Origin of the sequence: Nonomuraea sp. NBC_00507 (assembly GCF_036013525.1) — a bacterium.
Classification (GTDB): Bacteria; Actinomycetota; Actinomycetes; order Streptosporangiales; family Streptosporangiaceae; genus Nonomuraea.
Window position 1 is genome coordinate 1,035,081 of record NZ_CP107853.1, and the last position, 18,743, is coordinate 1,053,823.

17 protein-coding genes are annotated in these 18,743 nt (G+C 69.0%); 9 read left to right on the forward strand and 8 right to left on the reverse strand.

Annotated features, from left to right (window positions below):
• Window positions 1-20: 20 nt before the first annotated feature.
• From OHA25_RS05395 to hisC, 3 genes are all read left to right on the forward strand, one after another.
• On the forward strand, window positions 21-431 hold the full coding sequence (locus tag OHA25_RS05395) for a DUF3151 domain-containing protein (RefSeq protein ID WP_305914190.1): 411 nt from the start codon (window positions 21-23) through the stop codon (window positions 429-431).
• 98 nt (window positions 432-529) lie between these two features.
• On the forward strand, window positions 530-1,813 hold the full coding sequence (locus OHA25_RS05400; RefSeq protein WP_305914189.1) for an adenylosuccinate synthase: 1,284 nt from the start codon (window positions 530-532) through the stop codon (window positions 1,811-1,813).
• A gap of 308 nt (window positions 1,814-2,121) precedes the next feature.
• Window positions 2,122-3,180 (forward strand): histidinol-phosphate transaminase, encoded by a 1,059-nt coding sequence (gene hisC, locus OHA25_RS05405; protein WP_327586500.1) that lies wholly within the window; start codon window positions 2,122-2,124, stop codon window positions 3,178-3,180.
• A gap of 7 nt (window positions 3,181-3,187) precedes the next feature.
• Here hisC and OHA25_RS05410 read toward each other — a convergent pair whose 3' ends face one another.
• Genes OHA25_RS05410 through OHA25_RS05430 form a run of 5 tightly spaced genes read right to left on the reverse strand, consistent with a single transcriptional unit; the run spans window position 3,188 to window position 9,304 of the window.
• Window positions 3,188-4,702 carry a hypothetical protein gene (locus tag OHA25_RS05410; RefSeq protein WP_327586501.1) on the reverse strand — a complete coding sequence of 505 codons (1,515 nt, stop codon included), beginning with the start codon at window positions 4,700-4,702 and terminating at the stop codon, window positions 3,188-3,190.
• Window positions 4,702-6,225 (reverse strand): hypothetical protein, encoded by a 1,524-nt coding sequence (locus OHA25_RS05415; RefSeq protein ID WP_327586502.1) that lies wholly within the window; start codon window positions 6,223-6,225, stop codon window positions 4,702-4,704. Before OHA25_RS05415 ends, OHA25_RS05410 begins: the two co-directional genes overlap by 1 nt.
• Before the next feature lie 2 nt (window positions 6,226-6,227).
• Entirely contained in the window at window positions 6,228-7,607 is a 1,380-nt protein-coding gene (locus OHA25_RS05420) for a hypothetical protein (RefSeq protein WP_327586503.1), read from the reverse strand.
• A 3-nt stretch (window positions 7,608-7,610) separates the two neighbouring features.
• Window positions 7,611-8,426 carry a carbohydrate ABC transporter permease gene (locus OHA25_RS05425; protein ID WP_327586504.1) on the reverse strand — a complete coding sequence of 272 codons (816 nt, stop codon included), beginning with the start codon at window positions 8,424-8,426 and terminating at the stop codon, window positions 7,611-7,613.
• Window positions 8,423-9,304 carry a carbohydrate ABC transporter permease gene (locus OHA25_RS05430; protein ID WP_327586505.1) on the reverse strand — a complete coding sequence of 294 codons (882 nt, stop codon included), beginning with the start codon at window positions 9,302-9,304 and terminating at the stop codon, window positions 8,423-8,425. The genes OHA25_RS05425 and OHA25_RS05430 overlap by 4 nt, the downstream gene beginning before the upstream one ends.
• A 194-nt stretch (window positions 9,305-9,498) precedes the next feature.
• Here OHA25_RS05430 and OHA25_RS05435 point away from each other — a divergent pair, with 194 nt between their 5' ends.
• The 6 genes from OHA25_RS05435 to OHA25_RS05460 are packed head-to-tail and all read left to right on the forward strand — an operon-like array spanning window position 9,499 to window position 16,205.
• A complete protein-coding gene (locus OHA25_RS05435; protein WP_327586506.1) occupies window positions 9,499-10,761 on the forward strand; it encodes an ABC transporter substrate-binding protein in 1,263 nt (420 codons plus the stop codon).
• Entirely contained in the window at window positions 10,742-11,737 is a 996-nt protein-coding gene (locus OHA25_RS05440) for a Gfo/Idh/MocA family protein (RefSeq protein ID WP_327586507.1), read from the forward strand. The genes OHA25_RS05435 and OHA25_RS05440 overlap by 20 nt, the downstream gene beginning before the upstream one ends.
• Window positions 11,734-13,359 carry a heparinase II/III family protein gene (locus tag OHA25_RS05445; RefSeq protein WP_327586508.1) on the forward strand — a complete coding sequence of 542 codons (1,626 nt, stop codon included), beginning with the start codon at window positions 11,734-11,736 and terminating at the stop codon, window positions 13,357-13,359. Before OHA25_RS05440 ends, OHA25_RS05445 begins: the two co-directional genes overlap by 4 nt.
• Complete coding sequence (locus OHA25_RS05450) at window positions 13,343-14,080, forward strand: amidohydrolase family protein (RefSeq protein WP_327586509.1); 738 nt, start codon at window positions 13,343-13,345, stop codon at window positions 14,078-14,080. The genes OHA25_RS05445 and OHA25_RS05450 overlap by 17 nt, the downstream gene beginning before the upstream one ends.
• Entirely contained in the window at window positions 14,077-14,883 is an 807-nt protein-coding gene (locus tag OHA25_RS05455) for an amidohydrolase family protein (RefSeq protein ID WP_327586510.1), read from the forward strand. Before OHA25_RS05450 ends, OHA25_RS05455 begins: the two co-directional genes overlap by 4 nt.
• Complete coding sequence (locus OHA25_RS05460; protein WP_327586511.1) at window positions 14,862-16,205, forward strand: transcriptional regulator; 1,344 nt, start codon at window positions 14,862-14,864, stop codon at window positions 16,203-16,205. The genes OHA25_RS05455 and OHA25_RS05460 overlap by 22 nt, the downstream gene beginning before the upstream one ends.
• On the opposite strand, the gene OHA25_RS05465 is transcribed toward OHA25_RS05460, so the two are convergent.
• Genes OHA25_RS05465 through OHA25_RS05475 form a run of 3 tightly spaced genes read right to left on the reverse strand, consistent with a single transcriptional unit; the run spans window position 16,150 to window position 18,730 of the window.
• Complete coding sequence (locus OHA25_RS05465) at window positions 16,150-16,644, reverse strand: SIS domain-containing protein (protein WP_327586512.1); 495 nt, start codon at window positions 16,642-16,644, stop codon at window positions 16,150-16,152. The two genes, OHA25_RS05460 and OHA25_RS05465, sit on opposite strands and share 56 nt — an antisense overlap.
• The gene (locus tag OHA25_RS05470) at window positions 16,641-17,852 is read right to left on the reverse strand and encodes a hypothetical protein (RefSeq protein ID WP_327586513.1); all 1,212 of its coding nucleotides are present in this window, start codon (window positions 17,850-17,852) and stop codon (window positions 16,641-16,643) included. Before OHA25_RS05470 ends, OHA25_RS05465 begins: the two co-directional genes overlap by 4 nt.
• Window positions 17,849-18,730, reverse strand: a complete 882-nt coding sequence (locus tag OHA25_RS05475; protein ID WP_327586514.1) for a BadF/BadG/BcrA/BcrD ATPase family protein — start codon at window positions 18,728-18,730, stop codon at window positions 17,849-17,851. The genes OHA25_RS05470 and OHA25_RS05475 overlap by 4 nt, the downstream gene beginning before the upstream one ends.
• Window positions 18,731-18,743 lie beyond the last annotated feature (13 nt).

The following is an 18,743-nucleotide window of genomic DNA, read 5'->3' on the forward strand; positions in this document are numbered from 1 at the left end:
CGGCGGGTATGACTTGTCCTATGGATAACCTTCTCGCCGGGCCGCCCCCGACTCACCTGCCGGATCAGCCCGAGGCCAGAGAGGCGCTGGAGTCCGGTGCCAAGCCCGCCGACGTGGCGGCCCGCTTCCCCGCCCACCCGGCGGCGTGGGCCGCGCTCGCGGAGGAATACTTCGCCCAAGGGCACGCCGTGACCTCCTACGCCTTCGCGCGCACGGGCTACCATCGCGGGCTCGACCACCTGCGCCGCAGCGGCTGGAAGGGCCACGGGCCCATTCCGTGGGAGCACGAGCCCAACCGCGGCTTCCTGCGGTGCCTGTACGCGCTGTCGCGAGCCGCCCAGGCGATCGGCGAGAAAGACGAGGCCGAGCGGTGCCTGCAGTTCCTTAAGGACAGCACGGAATCTGGTTACGACGCGCTGACCAAGGGTTAGCCCTTGGGGTGTTTAGGCGTGTTCGGGTAGTCTCACTACGCAAGAGCCCCTGTCGCGCTTGCGTCAGGGGTTTCGTTTTGTGCTCAGGAGACTGAACCATGCCGGCTGCCGTTCTCGTTGGTGCCCAGTGGGGCGATGAGGGCAAGGGCAAGGCCACCGACCTGCTCGGTGGCGACGTCGATTACGTCGTCCGCTATCAGGGTGGCAACAACGCGGGGCACACGGTCGTCATCGGCGACCAGAAATACGCCCTCCACCTGCTTCCCACCGGAATCCTCTCGCCAGAAGTCGTGCCGGTGATCGGCAACGGTGTGGTGATCGACCCGGGTGTCCTGCTGAGCGAGATCGACGGGCTGGCCGCGCGGGGCATCTCCGCCGAGCGGCTGCTGATCTCCTCGAACGCGCACTTGATCATGCCCCACCACAAGGCGCTCGACAAGGTCACCGAGCGCTACCTCGGCAAGGCCAGGATCGGCACGACCGGGCGCGGGATCGGGCCCGCGTACGGCGACAAGATCGCACGCATGGGCGTGCGCGTGCAGGACCTGCTCGACCCGGGCATCCTGGCGAAGAAGATCGAAGTCGCGCTGACCGAGAAGAACCAGGTGCTGACCAAGGTCTACAACCGGCGCGGCATCGACCACGAAGCCGTGCTGGAGGAATACCTCGCCTACGCCGAGCGGCTCAAGCCGCACATCGCCGACACCACGCTGGTGCTCTCGAAGGCGCTGGACGAGGGCAAGTTCGTGCTGCTGGAGGGCGGGCAGGGGACGCTGCTCGACATCGACCACGGCACATACCCGTTCGTCACGTCGTCGTCTCCCACGTCGGGCGGCGCGTGCGCCGGAGCCGGGATCCCGCCGAACCGGCTCACTAAGATCATCGGCATCCTGAAGGCGTACACGACCCGGGTCGGCTCCGGGCCCTTCCCGACCGAGCTGACGGACGAGATGGGCGAGTGGCTGCGCCAGACCGGCGGCGAGTACGGCGTCACCACCGGCCGCAATCGCCGCTGCGGCTGGTTCGACGCGGTGATCGCCCGCTACGCGACCCGCATCAACGGGATCACCGACTACTTCCTCACCAAGCTGGATGTGTTGTCGGGGCTGGAGCGGATCCCGGTGTGCGTGGCCTACGACGTGGACGGGGTGCGGCACGACGAGATCCCGATGACGCAGACCGAGTTCCACCACGCGACGCCGATCTACGAGGAGTTCCCGGGGTGGCAGGAGGACATCACCAGCGCCAAGTCGTTCGATGACCTGCCGCCGACGGCGCAGTCCTATGTGCGGGCGCTGGAGGAGATGGCCGGGGCGCCGGTCTCCGCCATCGGCGTCGGCCCGGGCCGCGACCAGACCGTGGTGGTGCGCTCGCTCGTCTGACCGGCTCTGACGTGGCCGGCGGGTCGCCGGCCACGTCGCCTGATGGCTTCATGCACGCTTCCCACGACAGCTGCGAAGGGATGGCCCGGCAGCCGGCCCGACCGGCTCGCCCACACCCCAAGTGGGTGACGTGAAGCCAAAGCCGCACAACTCCATAAAGATCGTCCAGGCCGAGCGGAACTTGGACCAACGCCCGTGCCCTCCACCGGAGCATCAACGTCATCCGATCTTGATCGCGTGTCGTGGGTGGGTAGGACCCGCCCAGGCCGGGTGATGCCTCATCATGCGACGTCTTTTAAGGTAAGGACATGCCTCGTTTCCGCCGGATCCTGGACACCATGGCCCCCTACAAGCCGGGTAAGGCCGTCGCGGCTCCCGATGGGCGGTCGTACAAGCTGTCGTCCAACGAGTCCCCGTTCGACCCGCTGCCGTCCGTGGTGCAGGCGATCGCCGATGGGGCGCGTCAGATCAACCGCTACCCGGACCCCGGCGCGATCAAGCTGACCGAGGCCGTCGCGGAGCGATACGGGGTGCCGTTCGACCACGTCGCGCTCGGCCCGGGCTCGGTCACGGTGCAGCAGCAGCTGCTGGAGGCGGTGGGCGACCCCGGGGCGGAAGTCGTCTACGCGTGGCGGTCGTTCGAGGCGTATCCGCTGCTCTGCGACCTGGCCGGCGTCACGTCCGTGCGGGTGCCGCTGGCGGGCGAGGATCATGACCTGGACGCCATGGCGGAGGCGATCAACGACGACACCCGCCTGGTCTTCGTGTGCAACCCGAACAACCCGACGAGCACCGCGATCCGGCGCGCCGAGCTGGAGGCGTTCCTCGACCGGGTGCCCGAGCACGTGCTGGTGGTCCTGGACGAGGCCTACCGCGAGTACGTCCGCGACGAGGACGTCCCCGACGGCCTCACGCTCTACCGCGACCGGCCCAACGTGTGCGTCGTACGCACGTTCTCGAAGGCCTACGGGCTGGCCGGGCTGCGGGTCGGCTACATGATCGCGCACGAGCCCGTGGCCGCGGCCGTCCGCAAGACGATCGTGCCGTTCGCGATCAACCACCTCGCCCAGGTGGCCGCCATCGCGTCGCTGAAGGCCGAGGACGAGCTCATGGAGCGCGTCGAAACCGTGGTCAAGGAGCGCACCCGCGTCCGCGAGGCGCTCATCGCCCAGGGTTGGGAGGTGCCGCCGACCGAGGCCAACTTCGTCTGGCTCCGGCTCGGCGAGCGTACCCTCGACTTCGCCGCCGCCTGCGCCGTCGAGGGGGTCGCCGTCCGCCCCTTCGCGGGCGAGGGCGCCCGCGTATCGATCGGCGACCCCGAGGCGAACGACGCCTTTCTCAAGGCCGCCGCCGAATTCCGCATGTGAGTGTTCGCTACTCCCACGTCAGCAGGCGGGACAGCGTGATGAGGTGGGAGGAGTTGGTCGCTGTGAAGTTCGCGTACTTCGTACCGACCAGCGCCTTCACCTGGGGATCCCACTCGGTGAGCTCCAGCCACGAGTGCAGGTAGTAGTCGACCCCGTTGGCCGCGGTCCCGGTGCCGTCGACATACAGGCTGAAGACGGGAGCTGTCGTGGAGTCGTTCCACATCTTCGCCAGCAGCGTGTTCTTCAGCGCCGTCATGTCGGCGGCCGTGAAGACCTGGGAGCTCCGGTAGAACTCCAAGAACGCCGAGAGATCCACGTTGGCGTGGGAGAGATCCTCCTTCGTGGTCGTGTAGGTCGCGTAGTTCCAGATGTAGGCCCCGCCCGAGCTGGTCAGGTCGTTGCGGGTCCAGCGCGCCAGGCGGGTCGCCCGGTCCAGGTAGGTCGGGTTCCCGTTGACGGCGTGCAGCACCATGAGCATGTTCCCGAAGGCCAGTGCCTGGTTGTACGGCAGGTCGCTGGAGACCCTGGTGTGGCTGAATGCGTCGAAGTTCGGCGATTGCGTGTAGAGGCCCTCGGTGGTCCCGATCGGTTGCCACGTGTTGCCGATGTACGAGCTCGACTCCCACCGCGGGACGATCTCGTTCTCCAGGAAGGCCCGGTAAGTGGCTGCCTTGGCGGCGTACCCGGAAAGGGCCGGGGTCTGGGCGACGAGGCGGACGAACTCGGCGATGGGGATGCCGATCATCCCGTCGTGCACGATGTACGGCAGGACCGCGCTCAGCTTGACGTCGTCGAAGGAGGCCGACCCGCTGACCGTGTAGGACTTGTGCTCCAGCCACACCTCCAGCGATCGTCCCGCCGGCAGCGAGCACGTGACCTCCTTGTAGGTCCACGTGCTGGTCGTGTACTCCAGCATGCACAGCGTCGTGGAGCCCTCGCGCAGCACGATGCGCCCCACGACGGAGCCGGTGCGCTTGCCCCAGCCGCGCAACACGTGCTGGGTGCCGCCCTCATAGGTGCTCGCCACGGGCTGGCGGAGCTTCTTCCACCTGGTCAGGTCGGAGACGACGCGCACCGACCGGCTGCCCGTGCCGCTCGGGACGTCGGTGGTCCGGTAGATGTGGCTGCCGGTGTCCTGGAACCTGGTCCAGTTGGCGGGCAGTGTGGTGTCGCCGCTCGCGGCCGTCTCGAAGCTGGGGTTGCCCAGCTCGACCGGCGAATAGCGGCTGGTGCTCCAGCCGAGGTAGCCGTCGCCGTCGATGTCGTCGGCATGGGCCAGGATGGTGTCGGTGTGGGTGACCAGCTTGTCGAGCCAATGGGTGTCCTGGGTGGCACCGTAGACGTCGAGATAGCTGCGCAGGATGTAGCTCTCGCCCCACGCCAGGTTCGCGCTGCTCTTGTTCGTGTAGAGCGAGTCGCCGATCTGGCTCTCCAAAGCTTTGTACTTCGTCAGCCACACGCTCTCGGCCGGGACGACGGTGGTGGTCAGGGCCAGGACGGCCGCCACCAGGCTGCGTAACATCAGGCACCCCTGCGCGCGTGCCAGTTGAGGTAGGCGACGCAGAGCAGGTAGGAGCCCTGCTGCGGCTGGGTCGCCCGGCCGTCGTAGATCGCCCGCGAGTGGGTGAAGACCGTCTCGTCCCAGGGGGCCACGGCCATCCAGCGCGGTGCCTGCATGTACTGCCCGGCGCTGTTGGTGGCGCCCGAGCCGTTGACGCGCGCGTACGCCGTGGCGATCCCGTCGGCGCCGGTCGGCGCGACCAGGTTCTTGCTGTAGGTGCGCGCGAAGCGGGCCATGTCGTCGCCGATGAAGGAGAGCTTGTGGCGGAAGGCGGCCACAGCGAACTCCACGTCGATGGCGCCGTGGCTGAGATCCTCGATCTGCCGGGCGCCGGCGGTGTAGGACGGCGTGAACTCCGAGACGTTGTCCGTCTTGGCGAAGCCCTGGTAGAGCTTGCCGAACTTCGGCCAGTACGGCCAGACGTAGGCGTCGTCGGCGTCGACGGTGAGGTCCAGGGAGAAGGTGTGGCCCATCCGGCGTACCCGGTCGCGGTAACGGTGGTCGCCGGTGGCGGCGGCGAGCTCGGCGAAGGTCTGGCCGAGTGAGACGCTCTGGTTGATGGGCTGCTCGGCGCCGTCATAGGCGAGCGGCGTCCCCTTGTTCCAGACGTAGTAGCCGCGGCCGTCCTCCGTCTGGCGCCACTCCTCGTCGTGCACGGCGGCGGCGTCCTTGGCCGCCTTGAGGAACTCCAGCGCCTTGCTCTTGTATCGCGACCAGAGCGAGGGGTTGGCCAGCACCGTCCTGGCGAACGTGGCCATCGGATAGGTGATCATGCCGGTGTGCACGCTGAAGATGACCGGCTGCGAGACGAAGGAGGTTGGTCCTTGGGCGGGCGTCGCGTTGCCGGAGGGGGACTCCCGCAGGTCGCGCGCCGTTACCATGGTCGGGGTCGGGTAGGCGTCGTAGATGCGCTTGACGGCGTAATTCGCCGACGCCGGGTCCAGCGAGAGGTCGGCGAATCTCGCCACCGTGTTGTTCCAGTTGTTCTTGACCTCCAGCGAGAAGCTGCCCTCGGCGCTGCCGGTCGTGACCGTCGCGACCGCTTGGTCGGCGTAGGCCAGCGCGGTGCGTACCTGCAGCAGCGGCGTGCCGTCGGCGTCCTTGAGCGTGGCGAAGCCCACCGTGTAGGGGTGCAGGGCGCGCCAGGCGGGCAGCGACTTGCCTCGATGGTCGGTGACGCCACGGGCGGAGTCGCGGTTGGCCAGCACCTGCTCGACGTTCTCGACCAACCGGTCGAGGTAGTGGGTGTCCTTGTAGGCCTCCCACATGCGCATGAAGCCCATCAGGACGTACGACTGGCCCCAGGCCAGCGCGCCGTGCTCGTTGTTGTCGGTGGGCTTGCCGATGCCGGTACCGCTGTGGAAGAGCCGGTCGAACAGGTCGAAGGTCTCCCTGGAGGTGTAGTCGTAGGCCGATGAGCTGGAGAAGCCGAGCGCGCCCACGGCGAGCGCGCCCAGGCCGAACTGCCGTCGGGACAGGTGCATGGTCAGGACCTCCGGGCGAACCAGTTGAGATAGGCCATGTTGGCGAGGTAAGAGGCGGGATAGGCGCCCTGGGCGGGTTGCACGGCCCGGGCGTCATAGATCGAGCGGGAGTGCGTGAACACGCCGGCGTCCCAGGGGGCGACGGCCATCCAGCGCCCCGCCTGGAGCGAACCCTCGGCGTTCAGCGGCCCGCCGGTGCCGTCGAGCCGCGCGTTGGTGGTCGGCAGGCCGTCGGGGCCGGTGGTGGCCAGGTTCCTGGTGTACGTCCGGGCGATCCTGGCCAGGTCGATGCCCCGGTAGTAGATCTTGTGCCGGAAGGCCAGCGCGGCGAACTCCACGTCGATGCCGCCGTGGCTGAGGTCCTCGATCTGCCGCGCTCCGGCGATGGAGGGCGTGTACTCGGAGACGTTCTGGTCGGCCGTGTAGCCGTTGTAGGTCTTGCCGAAGGAGGGCCAGTAGGACCAGACATAGGCGTCACCGGCATCCGGCTTGAGCTCGCCTCCGAAGGAGCGCGCCATCCGGAGCGCCCGGTCCCGGTAGAAGGGGTCGCCCGTGGCCGCGGTCAGCTCCGCGTAGGTCAGCCCGAGCGCCAGCCACTGGTTGGTGGGCTGTTCCGTGCCGTCGTAGGGCAGCGGCATGCCCTTGACCCAGATCAGGTGCCCCTCAGGCCGCCATTCCCGTTCGTGAACGGCCACCGCCTCCTTGACCGCCTGGAGGTATTCCAGCGCCTTGCCCCGATATTTCGTCAGGTGGCCGTCGTGCAGCACGATCCTGGCGAAGGCCGCCATCGGGTAGGTGATCATGCCGGTGTGCACCGCGAAGATCATCGGCTTCACGCTGAGCCGCGTCTCGCCCAGGACGGGCACGGTGCCGCCGGCGGGCGCCGGACGCGGATCGCGCGCTGTGACCATGGTCGGGGTGGGGTAGGCGTCGTGGATGCGCTTGACGGCGTAGTCGGGCGAGGCCGGGTCCAGCGACAGGTCGGGGAAGGTCGCCACCCGCCCGTACCTGGTGTTGCGCACCTCCAGGGTGAAGCGGCTGGCCGAGGTGCCCGCGCTGACTCTGGCGGTGGCCTCGTCGGCGTAGCTGAGCGCGCTGCGCACTTCGAGGAGGGGCTGCCCGCTCGCGTCCGTCAGCGTGGCGAAGCCCACCGTGTAGGCGCCGGCGGCCTGCCAGGCGGGCAGCGAGAGGCCGCGGTAGTCCTTGAAGCCGCGCTCGGAGTCGCGGCCGGCCAGCACCTGGTCGGCGTCGCCGGCCTCGCGGAAGACCCGTTCGAAGTGGTCGAACGTCTGTCTCGATGCGTAGTCGTGTGCCGTCGAACTGCTGAAGCCGAGCGCGCCTACGGCGAGCGCGCCCAACCCTAACTGCCTGCGCGTCAACATGAACTAGCCCTTCACTGCGCCTCGCATGCCGTCGAGGACGTGGCGTTGCATGAGCATGAAAACGATGACGACCGGGATGATCGACATGATCGTTCCGGCGGCGAGTGTGCGGACATCCGTGCCCGTGATCCCGGCGAGGTAGGAGATCCCGAGCGCGAGCGGGTACTTCGCGGAGTCCTTCAGCACGACCAGCGGCCAGATGAAGCTGTTCCAGACCGAGATGAAGCCGAAGATGCTCAGGATGGCCAGTGTCGGGCGGGCGGCCGGCAGCATGACGTGCCAGAAGATGCGCAGCTCGTGGCAGCCGTCGGTGCGCGCGGCGTCCACGACGTCGCGCGGCACGCCCGCGAAGGTCTGGCGGAGCAGGAAGATCCCGAAGGCGGACAGCAGGCCGGGCAGGATGACGCCGGCGAACGTGTCGGCCATGCCGAGCTGGGTGACCACCAGGAACCGCGGGATGAGCATGAGCTCGCCCGGCAGGAACATCGTGGACAGGATGGCGAAGAAGACGACGGTGCGCCCGCGGAAGTGCATCTGGGCCAGCGGGTAGGCGCACAGCGCCGAGACGATGACGTAGGCGGGCACCGTCAGTCCGACGTAGATGACGGAGTTGAGCAAGTAGGTGGGGTAGGGGATGGAGGTCCACGCCTCGATCACCCAGTTCAGCACCGGCGGCCGGGGGATGATGTCCGGCGGGAAGGAGTAGACGGCCTGGTCGGCGGGCTTGAGCCCGGCCGACAGCAGGATGAGGAACGGCCCCACGAAGACCAGCGCGATCGCGGTCAGCAGGATGTACATCCCCGCGCGCCGAAGGATCATGCGATGACCGTCCTTCCGCGGGTGATCCGGTAGTTGAGGATGGCCAGGCCGATCATCAGCACCCACAGGACCAGCCCCATGGCGCTCGCGTAGCCCATCTCGTAGCGCTCGAAGGCCGCCGACCAGATGTAGTAGCCCAGCGTGAGCGTCGCGTCCTGAGGCCCGCCCTTGGTCATCACGTAGATCGAGGTGAAGGCCTGCATCGCGTCGAGCATCTCCACGGTGATCGCGACCGCGATGTAGGGAATGAGCAGCGGAACGGTGATGCTCCGCAGGCGGTGCCAGGCGTTGGCGCCGTCCACCCGCGCGGCCTCGTAGATGCTCGCCGGGATGGTCTGCAGGCCGGCGAGGTAGATCATCATGTAGAAGCCCATGTTCTTCCAGCCTTCGACCAGGATGACCGCGGGCAGAGCCCAGGCCGGGTCGAGGAGGTACTGGATCGGCTCGTCGAGCAGGCCGGCGCCGGTGAGCATCCAGTTGAGGACGCCCTGCTGGTGGAAGACGTACTCCCAGGCGATGCCGACCGCGACCATCGACGTCACGACCGGCAGGTAGTAGAGCATCCGGAAGGTCTTGACGCCGGGCAGCTTCTGGTTGACCAGTACGGCCAGCAGCAACGGCACCACGACCAGCAGCGGGAACATCCCGACGAGGAACAGGACCGAGTTGAGCAGCGCGGTCCAGAACCGGCCGTCGCCGAGCATGCGGACGAAGTTGTCCACGCCCACGAAGACGGGTGGCGGGGAGATCATGTCGTACTTGAAGAACGACAGCTGGATCGCCGTCACCGCAGGCCAGGCGAAGAAGACGCCGAACAACACGAGCGCCGGCGCGGCGAAGAGATAGGGCGTGTACCAGCGCTGTCCGGGTATGCGCATGGCTTCACACCCTTCCTTGATGATTGTGACGGCCGTAGATCAGATAATGGATGGCCAGAAGTTATACAGACTTGATACAGACGGTCAATAGCTGGACCTTGACCGGCAAAATCTGAGCTGTCATTCTGCCGAAAGAAGAGATTAAGGACGGCCAGAATCGAGGACCCCCCGCGATGTCCCGTAGGTTTGCCTTAGTGACAGGCGCGCTGGCGCTGTCGCTCCTCACCACCGGCTGCGTGGCCGGCACGTCCACCAACGCCCCGGCTGCCGTCGACGACCAGCCCTTCGAGGGCGAGGTCGAGTTCTGGACGATCAACCTCAAGAAGAACTACAGCGACTACATCGACGGGCTCATCGCCGGCTACCAGAAGCAGCACCCGAAGGTCACGATCAAGTGGGTCGACGTGCCCGGCCAGGAGAGCGCGACCAAGCTGCTGGCCGCCGTGGCCAGCGGCGACGTGCCGGACGTCGTCAACGTCAGCTCTGTGGAGCTCGGCCGCTTCGTCCCGTCGCTGACCCCGCTCGACGAGCTGCTCAAGGCGGAAGACCTGGCGGACTTCCAGCCCAACCTGGTGGAACCGCTGCGCACCGACGGCAAGCTCTACGCCGTGCCCTGGTACAACGGCGGCGCTCCGGTGGCGATGTACCGCAAGTCCGTGGTGAGCAAGGCCGGCTTCGACGAGGCCGCCCCGCCGAAGTCCTACGACGAGGCGCTGGAGTTGGGCGACAAGGTCTACAAGGAGACCAAGGTCTACGGCTCCAACATCATCCCGGACCACAACGTGCTCCGCTACTACGGCATCAGCCTGCTGTCGGCGGACAAGAAGAAGGCCGAGTTCAACACACCACAGGCCGTGGAGATCCTGGAGAAGTTCAAGAAGAGCTACAAGAGCGGCATCGCGCCGGGCGCGATCTCCAAGGACATCCGCAACCTGCCCCAGAGCCTGGAGAACGAGCAGGTCGCCTTCAAGCCGACGGCCAACGCCGCCGAGCTGCTCAACATCCAGAAGAACTCGCCCGACGTCTACAAGGACCTGGTCATCACCGAGCCGGTCCAGATGAACACCGGCAACTACCTCCTCCTGGCCCAGCAGGCCTTCTCCATCCCCAAGGCCTCCAAGCACAAGAAGGCGGCCGCCGAGTTCCTCAAGTACGTCACCAACGGCGCCAACCAGCTGGCCTTCTGCAAGATCGTGCCGATCTACCCGTCCACGATCTCCTCCACCAAGGACGCCTTCTTCACCCAGGCCGAGAGCGGCGACGCGATGGGCGCGGCCCGCCAGGTCATCGTGAAGGGGCTGGCCAAGCTCGAGTACAAGCCCATCGGCACCAGCAAGGACGCCGAGCTCGGTGAGTACCTCTCCGAGGAGGTCAGGGCATTCCTGTCGGGGACCAAGAGCGCCAAGGAGGCGCTCGACACAGCAGAGAAGCAATGGAATGACGCACTTGCCTCCTAAGCTCAGAGTCGGGATCATCGGCACCGGCATCATGGGACGCGGCCACGCCGAGGTGCTGGCCGCGCACCCCGACGCCGAGATCACCGCCGTCTGCCGCAAGCCGCTGGCCGAAGCGCCGGTGTTCCCGACGTACCGCGAACTGATCGGGTCGGGGCTCGTCGACGCGGTGTCGATCACTACGCCGGACCACCTGCACGCGGACATGATGGTGGCCGCGGCCGAGGCCGGTCTGCACATCCTGGTCGAGAAGCCCTTCACGACCACGGTGGAGGACGCCGACCGGGCCGTGCGGGCCATCCGGCAGGCGGGCGTGGTCGCCATGTGCCTGTTCAACCACCGCTGGGTGCCTGCCTACGCGCAGGCCAAGGACCAGATGGGGGTGATCGGCGAGCCGGTCGTCGGCTACGCGCGCAAGGACGACACGATCTACGTGCCGACCGAGATGATCGGCTGGGCCGACCAGACGACGTGTGCGTGGTTCCTGTCCAGCCACGACATCGACCTGCTGACGTGGCTCTACGACGATCACGTCGTGGAGGTCTTCGCCACCGCCCGGTACGGCAAGCTGCGCGACCGCGGCATCGACACGCCCGACGCCGTGCAGATCCAGGCCCGTTTCAGCCGCGGCGCAGTGGCCACGTTCGAGTCGGCGTGGATCTACCCCAACACGTTCCCGACGATGGTCGACAGCTACGTCACCGTCGTCGGCGAGGACGGGGTGATCCAGCTGGACCGGCAGAAGGAGAACATCCAGCTGGCCACCGACAAGGCCTACACGTACCCGCGCAACATGCTGCAGCGGGTCGTGCACGGCGTGCCCGCCGGCGCGTACCGGGATGCGATCCATCACTTCGTGGCGTGCGCGCGCACCGGCACCGAGCCGCTGATCACGGTGGAGAGCTCGCGCCACGTCACTGCGGTGCTGGCGGCGGCGCACGAGTCCGTCCGGTCGGGTCTGCCGGTGAAGGTCTCATGAAATATGTGGAGAAGGCGCCGCATGTGGACCCGGTGCGCATGCGGCACATCGCCGACGAGGCGCTCCTGGCCGAGCTGGGCGTTACGTCGATCGCCGAGGCCAGGCCGTGGCGCCGCCCCGACCCCGCCTGGGACGGCCCCGCGACGATCGAGGAAGCCGACGCGCTCATCGGCGCGGAGGTCGACTTCCTCGACAAGCGGCGCGGGCGCTCGCAGCTGTACGGCTTCCACTATCTGCGGTGGATGACGCCGCTGGTGCACGCCTACCGCGAGACCGGCGACGCGCGTTACGCCGCAGAGTGGGATCGGCTGTTCCGGCAGTGGTACGGCACGCGCGACCAGGTCGAAGGTGACTGGCCGGGCCTCGACGTCATCTGGTACTCGCTGGGCGTCTGGGCCAGGTCGATGCACGTCACCCGTGCCATGGCGGAGCTGGCGGACGAGCCCGCGCTCAGCGACGAGTGCTGGGCGATGATGATGAAGACCGTCCTCGGCGGCGCCCGCTGGTCGGCGGAGGAGCACGACGAGTTCCGGCACGGCAACTGGCAGTTCGTCTGCGCCGCCGAGCTCCTGCACGTCGCCACGCTCTTCCCGGAGCTCCCCGAGGCGGCGCGGTGGGCCGAGATCGGCCGGGCGCGCGTCCTGGAGCACCTGGAGCTCGACGTGCGGGCCGACGGCGGGCACCACGAGCGCTCGCCCGGCTACCACGCCATGGTCCTGGACGCCGTGCACCGCGTGCTGGCGCTGGACCCGACCTTCGCCGAGCACCCCAGGGTGCGGGCCATGCACTCCTGGTTCGCCTCCCTGGTCACCTCCGGCGGCTGGATCCCGCACCTGCAGGACAGCGGCGTGGTCTGGCCCGCCGACGCGCTCCGGCGTGGCGCGGAGCTGGGCGTGCGGCCCGAGCCCGGGTCGCATCTGCTGGACGCGAGCGGCTACGCGATCTTTCGCGCCGGGCACCTGCACACTGTGATCAACTACGGGCCCTACGTGGGGCACGAGCTCGAGCCGCACAGCCACCACGCGGCGCTCGACTTCGTGCTGTCGGGCTGGGGCGTGCCGCTGGCCTGGGAAGGGGGCGGTCCGCCGTCCTACGACGACCCCGGCTACTACGACTGGTACCAGGCGACCAGGGCGCACAACACGCTGCTCGTGCCCGGGGAGGAATACACCGAGGACCGCCGCGCCGCCTGCGACCTGTTCTCCGTGTCCGCAGAGGCCGACGTCTTCGCCGGGCACCACCACGGCTTCAGCGCCCGGCACGACCGCACGATCGTCTTCGTCAAGGGCGATGACCCGTACTGGGTCGTCACCGACCGGATCGACGCGGCGGCGGTCTGGCAGATCCACGGCCTGTCGCCGTGGGTGGAGCACGACGGTGGATTCGTGGGCACCCGCGGCCCGGGAATCCTCGTGGTGCCTCTGGAGCCGCCCGACGAGGTGCTGTACGGGACGGGTCCGGCCAGGATCCCCGACCCCGCCACCAGGACCGCCGAGTACGGCGAGATCCACTCGCTCGGCCTGAGGCGAAGCGACGGCAGGTTCACCGTCGGCATCTTCCCCTACCACGACGAGCCACCCTCAATCCCGGAAGATTGGACGGTTCATGCTGATCGACGCTGACGCGATGCTCGGGCGCCACCCCCGCAGGGACGTGGGCACGGGCTCGATCACGGAGGCGCTGGACAGGATGGACCGCTTCGGCATCGCGGAGGCCGTGGTCAGCCACACCCTGTCATGGCTGCACGACCCCGCGACGGGCAACAGGGAACTGCTCGGCCTGGTCGCCGATCAGCCCAGGCTGCGCCCCTGCTGGGTGCTGCTGCCCGCCACCTGCGGCGAGACCGGCACCCCGGACGAGTTCGTGACCGCCGCGCTGGAGTCCGGGGTATGCGCCGTCCGCGCCTACCCCGCCGACCACGGCTACGACCTCGCCGGCGGCGACTGCGCAGCCATGCTCGGCGCGATCGCGGAGGCCGGGCTGCCGCTGCTCGTGGACGCGGCCCAGACCGGCTGGCCCGCGGTGGAATCCGTCGCCGCCGAACACCCGAAACTGAGGACTGTGGTGGGCGCGCTCGGCTACCGCCAGCTAAGGCAGGCGGCCGGGGTGCTCTCGCGTACCAGTAACGTCTACCTGGGCCTGGCCAACTTGTCCTCGCACTGCGGACTCGAATGGCTCGTCGAGCGTTACGGCGAGCGCCGTCTCGTCTTCGGCACGGGCGCGCCGCTCAGAGACCCGGCCGAGGCGGTCACTCGGCTGCTGTGGTCGGAGCTCGACGACGGGGCCGTGGCGGCCATCGGCGCCGGCACCCTGCTGGACCTGCTACCCGTGAGGGCGGTGTGAACGCGATCACCTCCGCGCTGTGGCGGCGCCGCCCGCAGACCAGCGTCAGGATCGTCGACGCACACGCGCACGCCGGCCCCTACAGCCTGTTCTTCATCCCCGATACGTCCCCGGACGCGATGGTCAGGGTGATGGACAGGTGCGGCGTGGCGCACGCCGTCCTCTCCAGCCACCTGGCGATCCAGCTCGACGCGGCGGCGGGGAACGCCGCGACCGCCGAGGCGGTGGACCGCGCGCCGGACCGCTTCACCGGGTATCTGACGATCAACCCCTGGCAGGACCCCGACGGCGAGCTGGGCAAATGGGGGGCGGATCCGCGCTTCGGCGGCATCAAAATCCACCCCGACCTGCACGATTACCCGCTCACCGGCAGACGCTACGCCGGTGTGTGGGAGTTCGCGCAGCGCACCGGCTGCCCTGTGCTCACCCACACCTACGACGGCTCTCCCTACAACGACCTGGCGGAAGTGGACGCCGTCGCGTCGGAGCATCCCGACGTGGTGATCATCGCAGGGCACGCGGGCGCGACCCCGCTCGGTTTCGAGAAGGCCATAGAGGTGGCGCAGCGGCGCCCAGGTGTGATCCTGGAGGTGTGCGGGTCCTTCAACACCGGGCCCGACATCGCCAGGATGGTACGGGAGGTCGGGGTCGACCGAGTGGTCTACGGATCCGACTTCCCCTTCATCGATCTTCGGATCTCGCTGGGGAGGGTACTCTTCAGTGGCCTCGGGGAGAAGGACCAGGCCGCGGTGCTCGGTGCGACGATGACCCGCTTGCTTCAGTGGAGATCCGGACTGGGGTGATCAAGATCATGGATCGGCTGCGTTCGGAGTCGAGGTCCAGAGTGGCGATCGGGATCGTAGGGCCGCACGATCTCGTCGAAGAGATCATGATGATCGGCGCCGACCTTCCTGCCGCGGCCGACTGGCGGCTGGTCGGCGCGCCGCATGCCGAGGAGCACGAGACATACGACAAATTCCTGCGGATCTCCGACAGCATCGACGTGGTGCTCTTCACCGGGCCGCTCCAGCACGACCTGGCCAGGCAGGCGGGCGAACTGCTGGTCCCTGCCACATTCGTGCCCATGAGCGGGGCCAGCCTGTACGCCAGCCTGCTGCGCGGGGTGCTCAGTCACGGGATCGACCCGTCCAGGGTGAGCATCGACTCGCTGCCCGCCGCCGACGTGGACGAGGCGTACGGTGAGATCGGCGTGAGCACGGCCGGCGTGCACCTCTCCGAGTACGACCGGCCGGAGTCGGCGCGCGGCTTCAGCGCCTTCCACGAGCAGCTCTACCGCCAGGGGGAGACCACGGCGGCGCTCACCACGATAAGGAGCGTCGCCAACAAGCTGACCGCCGCCAGGGTGCCCGTGCTGCGCCTGCTGCCGACCTCCCACACGTTGCGCCTCGCACTCAACACCGCCGCCCTGCTCGGCACCGGCAGCAGGCTGGAGGACGCACAGATCGCCATCGTGGTCGTGGAGCTCGCCGCCTCCGCCAAGCCCAATTACTCCGGGCCGGGCAACTACTGGCAGCAGGAGCTGAAACTGTCGCTGCACCGCTCGCTGCTCGCCGACGCGCGGCTGATGGGCGCCACGGTGGTGCCCCGAGACGAGAACAGCTACGTCGTCACCGCCACCGTCGGTGCTCTCAATCAGGCCACCGACGGGTTCAGAGTGGCGCCGTTCATGGACCGGATCCACTCCGAGGCCGGGGTCGCCGTCGAGGTCGGCATCGGGCTCGGAAGCACGGCCCGCGACGCCGACGCCAACGCGCTGGCGGCCGTCGAGAAGGCGCGCCACGCAGGGGCCGCCGCCGCGTACCTGGTCGGGGGCGACGGCACCGTGCTGTCTCTGCCGGTGCGCAGGCGCAAACGGCAGGAGAGCGAGCCCGCCGTCGCCACCAGAGCGGCCAAACTGCTCGAACGCCTGGTGGAAAGCCTCGACGACAGCGACACGATGGTGGTCGACGCCGAGATCGTCGCCGACGTGCTGTCTGTCTCTCCGCGTAGTGCTCGCCGGGTTCTTCAGAGCCTCGCGGAGGAGGGGCTGGCCTGGCCGATGCCCCCGGTCAAGGGCACCCAGGCGGGCCGGCCGCGCCAGCCGTACCGGCTCGTGCGAGCCTAGGCGTCGCCGAGGCGCACACGCGAGCCGTACCTTTCCAGCAGCCGGGCGTTGTGTGCGTCCGGGGTGTTGGCCGACCGGAAGACGGGAGGCGCCTCGCCGGCGGCGAGGAAGCGGCCGCCAGTCGTTCGTCCACGACCAGTCCGGCGGTGTGCGCGCGAGAGGTGATGGCGACCACCTGGTGCCCGTGCCGCACCGCGAGGCGGGCCATCTCGACGATCGCCGCATTGCCGCCCGAGTTCGAGATGATCACGAAAACATCCTCCGGCCGGATGTCGGCCAGCTCCCAGACGCGCGCGGCCAGGCCGGGCTCGCGCTCGATCTTCGGGTCGAGGATGTCACGCGGTGAGGCGTCACCGTAGTAGACGATGTCGCATTCGGCGGTGAGCAGCCGGTCCACGGCCGATCTGGCGATCTGCGCGTACGCGCTCTGGTCGATCACAAATCCTCCAGCAGCTGTCGTGCGGTCTCGGCGATCAGTTCGGCGCTGCCCGGAGCCACCTGGCTGGCCAGCACTTCGTACTCGGCGTGCTGGTAGGCGCCCGCCGTCGGCAGGTAGCCGGGATACCCGTTGACGTAGCCCAGGACCAGCGTCGGCTCGCCGGGCCGGTCGGCGATGCGCTCGGCGACAGCGAGGAACGGCTCGCCGGGCAGCCCGGCGAGGGCGAGCCCGCCGAGGCGGGCGACGTTCACGTCGACGCCCGTCCGGACGGGCCGTGCGGTGCGGGCACGCAGTCCTTCGAGCCTGCTGCGGGCCAGACGGGTGGCGACCGGGTCGCCCGACGCCGCGGCCTGCTCGTACCCGGCGATGAGCGCCGCCTCGTCGGCCGTCGTGGAGGTGGGTTCGAGCGTCAGGCGTCGCGTGGCGCAGGAGATCCACCGGCCGGCCGCTCCGGCTCGCCAGAGGGGCATCCCCGGACCTGCCAGCAGGTCGGCGCAGCGGTCCGCGACGAGCGCACCCAGGCGTTCCAGCTCCGCCGCGTCCTGGTCTCGCCTGGTGTGGCGGGTGCTGATGTCACCGGCCGCGCCGGTGGCGACCACCACCCAGACGTCCTCGCCGAGCCGCTTCCTCAGACTCCTGCGTACGGCTCCGACCAGGTCGGCGCTGACCAGGCGGTTCGTCGCGGGCAGCACGGTGGGGTGCACGGGAAGGACCACCAGGATCCCGGCGAGCCCGCCGTCATACACGGCGATCAGGTCGAGCGGAACCACGGCGGGCGCTCGTGGTCTGCTCCGATCGGAGCCGACGCCCTGCAGTTCGCCGCGGTACACCGTGCCCTCGCACGGCCTCTCCCTGTCGATCGCCTGCCGTACAGCCGTGGCGACCGCCTCGGTGACCCGTTCGAGCCATGGCTCGGGCGTCGGCCCGCCGCCTGGTACGCAGCCGGTCTCGGGCCCTGCGTGGGTGTGGCTCGCCGCCAGCCACAGCTCGCATCCGGCCGCCTGCCTGGCCCGCCTGGCCAGGTCCTCGTTGACGCAGATGATGTCGGCGGTCGCCAGCGCGAACCGCCTCTCGCCGTCCGACCAGGTCAGCGCGCTCACCGACAGCGGGTCGGCCAGCCCCGTGGACGGCCCCGGCCGGTCGAGGTAACCGCCCATCGGCGTGCCGTCCGGTACGGGCAGATCGGTGGTGCCGTATCCCACTCTCATCGTTCCGCCGTTCTGATCATCGCCTGGTAGCGGCCGGGCCCTGCGGAGGCGGCCAGCAGGGCGGCGCCCGCGAGACTGTCACCCGCAGGGGGGTGGAGCCTCGCTCTGGGGAGCAGCCGGGCCAGCTCCGCCTCGAACCCGGTACGGAGCCCGGAGTCACGCAGCAGGCGGCCGGTCCACGCGACGGGCACCGCCGTTCCCTCCGCGAAGCAGCGGGCTGCCGCCGCCACCGTGCCCGCCAGTTCGCGGGCCGCCTCCTCGGCGATGGCCCGGGCCGTACGGTCTTCCGTCAGCTCCAGGACGTGGACCGCGAAGCGCGCGATCCGCGCCACCGCGTCGGGGGCGAGGTAAAGGCGTCCGGGCAGGCCGGCCAGGTCGCCGAACACGGCCTGGGCACGCTCGGTGAGCGGGCCCGGTTCCGCGCGCCCGTCGAAGCCCCGGCAGGCGGCGTCGAGGCCGCGGCGGCCGATCCAGAAGCCGCTGCCCGCGTCGCCGTAGAGGTAACCCCAGCCGTCCGCCTGCCGGATGTCGTCACCCACGCCCAGTGCGATCGCTCCGGTGCCCGCGGCCAGCACCACGCCCTTGCCGCCCGAGAACGCGCCCGCGTGCGAGGTGACCACATCGGTCGTGATCATCACCCGGCGGGCGGTGGCGAGCAGGTGGCCGGCCAGTTTGCCGGGATCATCCAGGACCGTGGTCAGCCCGAGGCAGATGGTGCCGAGTTCCCCCCATCCCCTCCCGATCCGCTCCAGCACGGCCTTGACCGGGGAGCCCTCCGCGTACGACAGGCCGGGCAGCTCGCGGATCTCCTGGATCCGCCCCCGCTCGGCCAGACCGAGCCGCAGGCCCGTCTGCCCGCCGTCGATCGCCAAGTCCATGAAAACACCGTCC

Coding starts and splice junctions, on each gene's coding strand:
- OHA25_RS05395 (WP_305914190.1), top strand. CDS start 21: ATGGATAACCTTCTCGCCGGGCCGCCCCCGACTCACCTGCCGGATCAG.
- OHA25_RS05400 (WP_305914189.1), top strand. CDS start 530: ATGCCGGCTGCCGTTCTCGTTGGTGCCCAGTGGGGCGATGAGGGCAAG.
- hisC (WP_327586500.1), top strand. CDS start 2,122: ATGCCTCGTTTCCGCCGGATCCTGGACACCATGGCCCCCTACAAGCCG.
- OHA25_RS05410 (WP_327586501.1), bottom strand. CDS start 4,702: ATGTTACGCAGCCTGGTGGCGGCCGTCCTGGCCCTGACCACCACCGTC.
- OHA25_RS05415 (WP_327586502.1), bottom strand. CDS start 6,225: ATGCACCTGTCCCGACGGCAGTTCGGCCTGGGCGCGCTCGCCGTGGGC.
- OHA25_RS05420 (WP_327586503.1), bottom strand. CDS start 7,607: ATGTTGACGCGCAGGCAGTTAGGGTTGGGCGCGCTCGCCGTAGGCGCG.
- OHA25_RS05425 (WP_327586504.1), bottom strand. CDS start 8,426: ATGATCCTTCGGCGCGCGGGGATGTACATCCTGCTGACCGCGATCGCG.
- OHA25_RS05430 (WP_327586505.1), bottom strand. CDS start 9,304: ATGCGCATACCCGGACAGCGCTGGTACACGCCCTATCTCTTCGCCGCG.
- OHA25_RS05440 (WP_327586507.1), top strand. CDS start 10,742: ATGACGCACTTGCCTCCTAAGCTCAGAGTCGGGATCATCGGCACCGGC.
- OHA25_RS05445 (WP_327586508.1), top strand. CDS start 11,734: ATGAAATATGTGGAGAAGGCGCCGCATGTGGACCCGGTGCGCATGCGG.
- OHA25_RS05450 (WP_327586509.1), top strand. CDS start 13,343: ATGCTGATCGACGCTGACGCGATGCTCGGGCGCCACCCCCGCAGGGAC.
- OHA25_RS05470 (WP_327586513.1), bottom strand. CDS start 17,852: ATGAGAGTGGGATACGGCACCACCGATCTGCCCGTACCGGACGGCACG.
- OHA25_RS05475 (WP_327586514.1), bottom strand. CDS start 18,730: ATGGACTTGGCGATCGACGGCGGGCAGACGGGCCTGCGGCTCGGTCTG.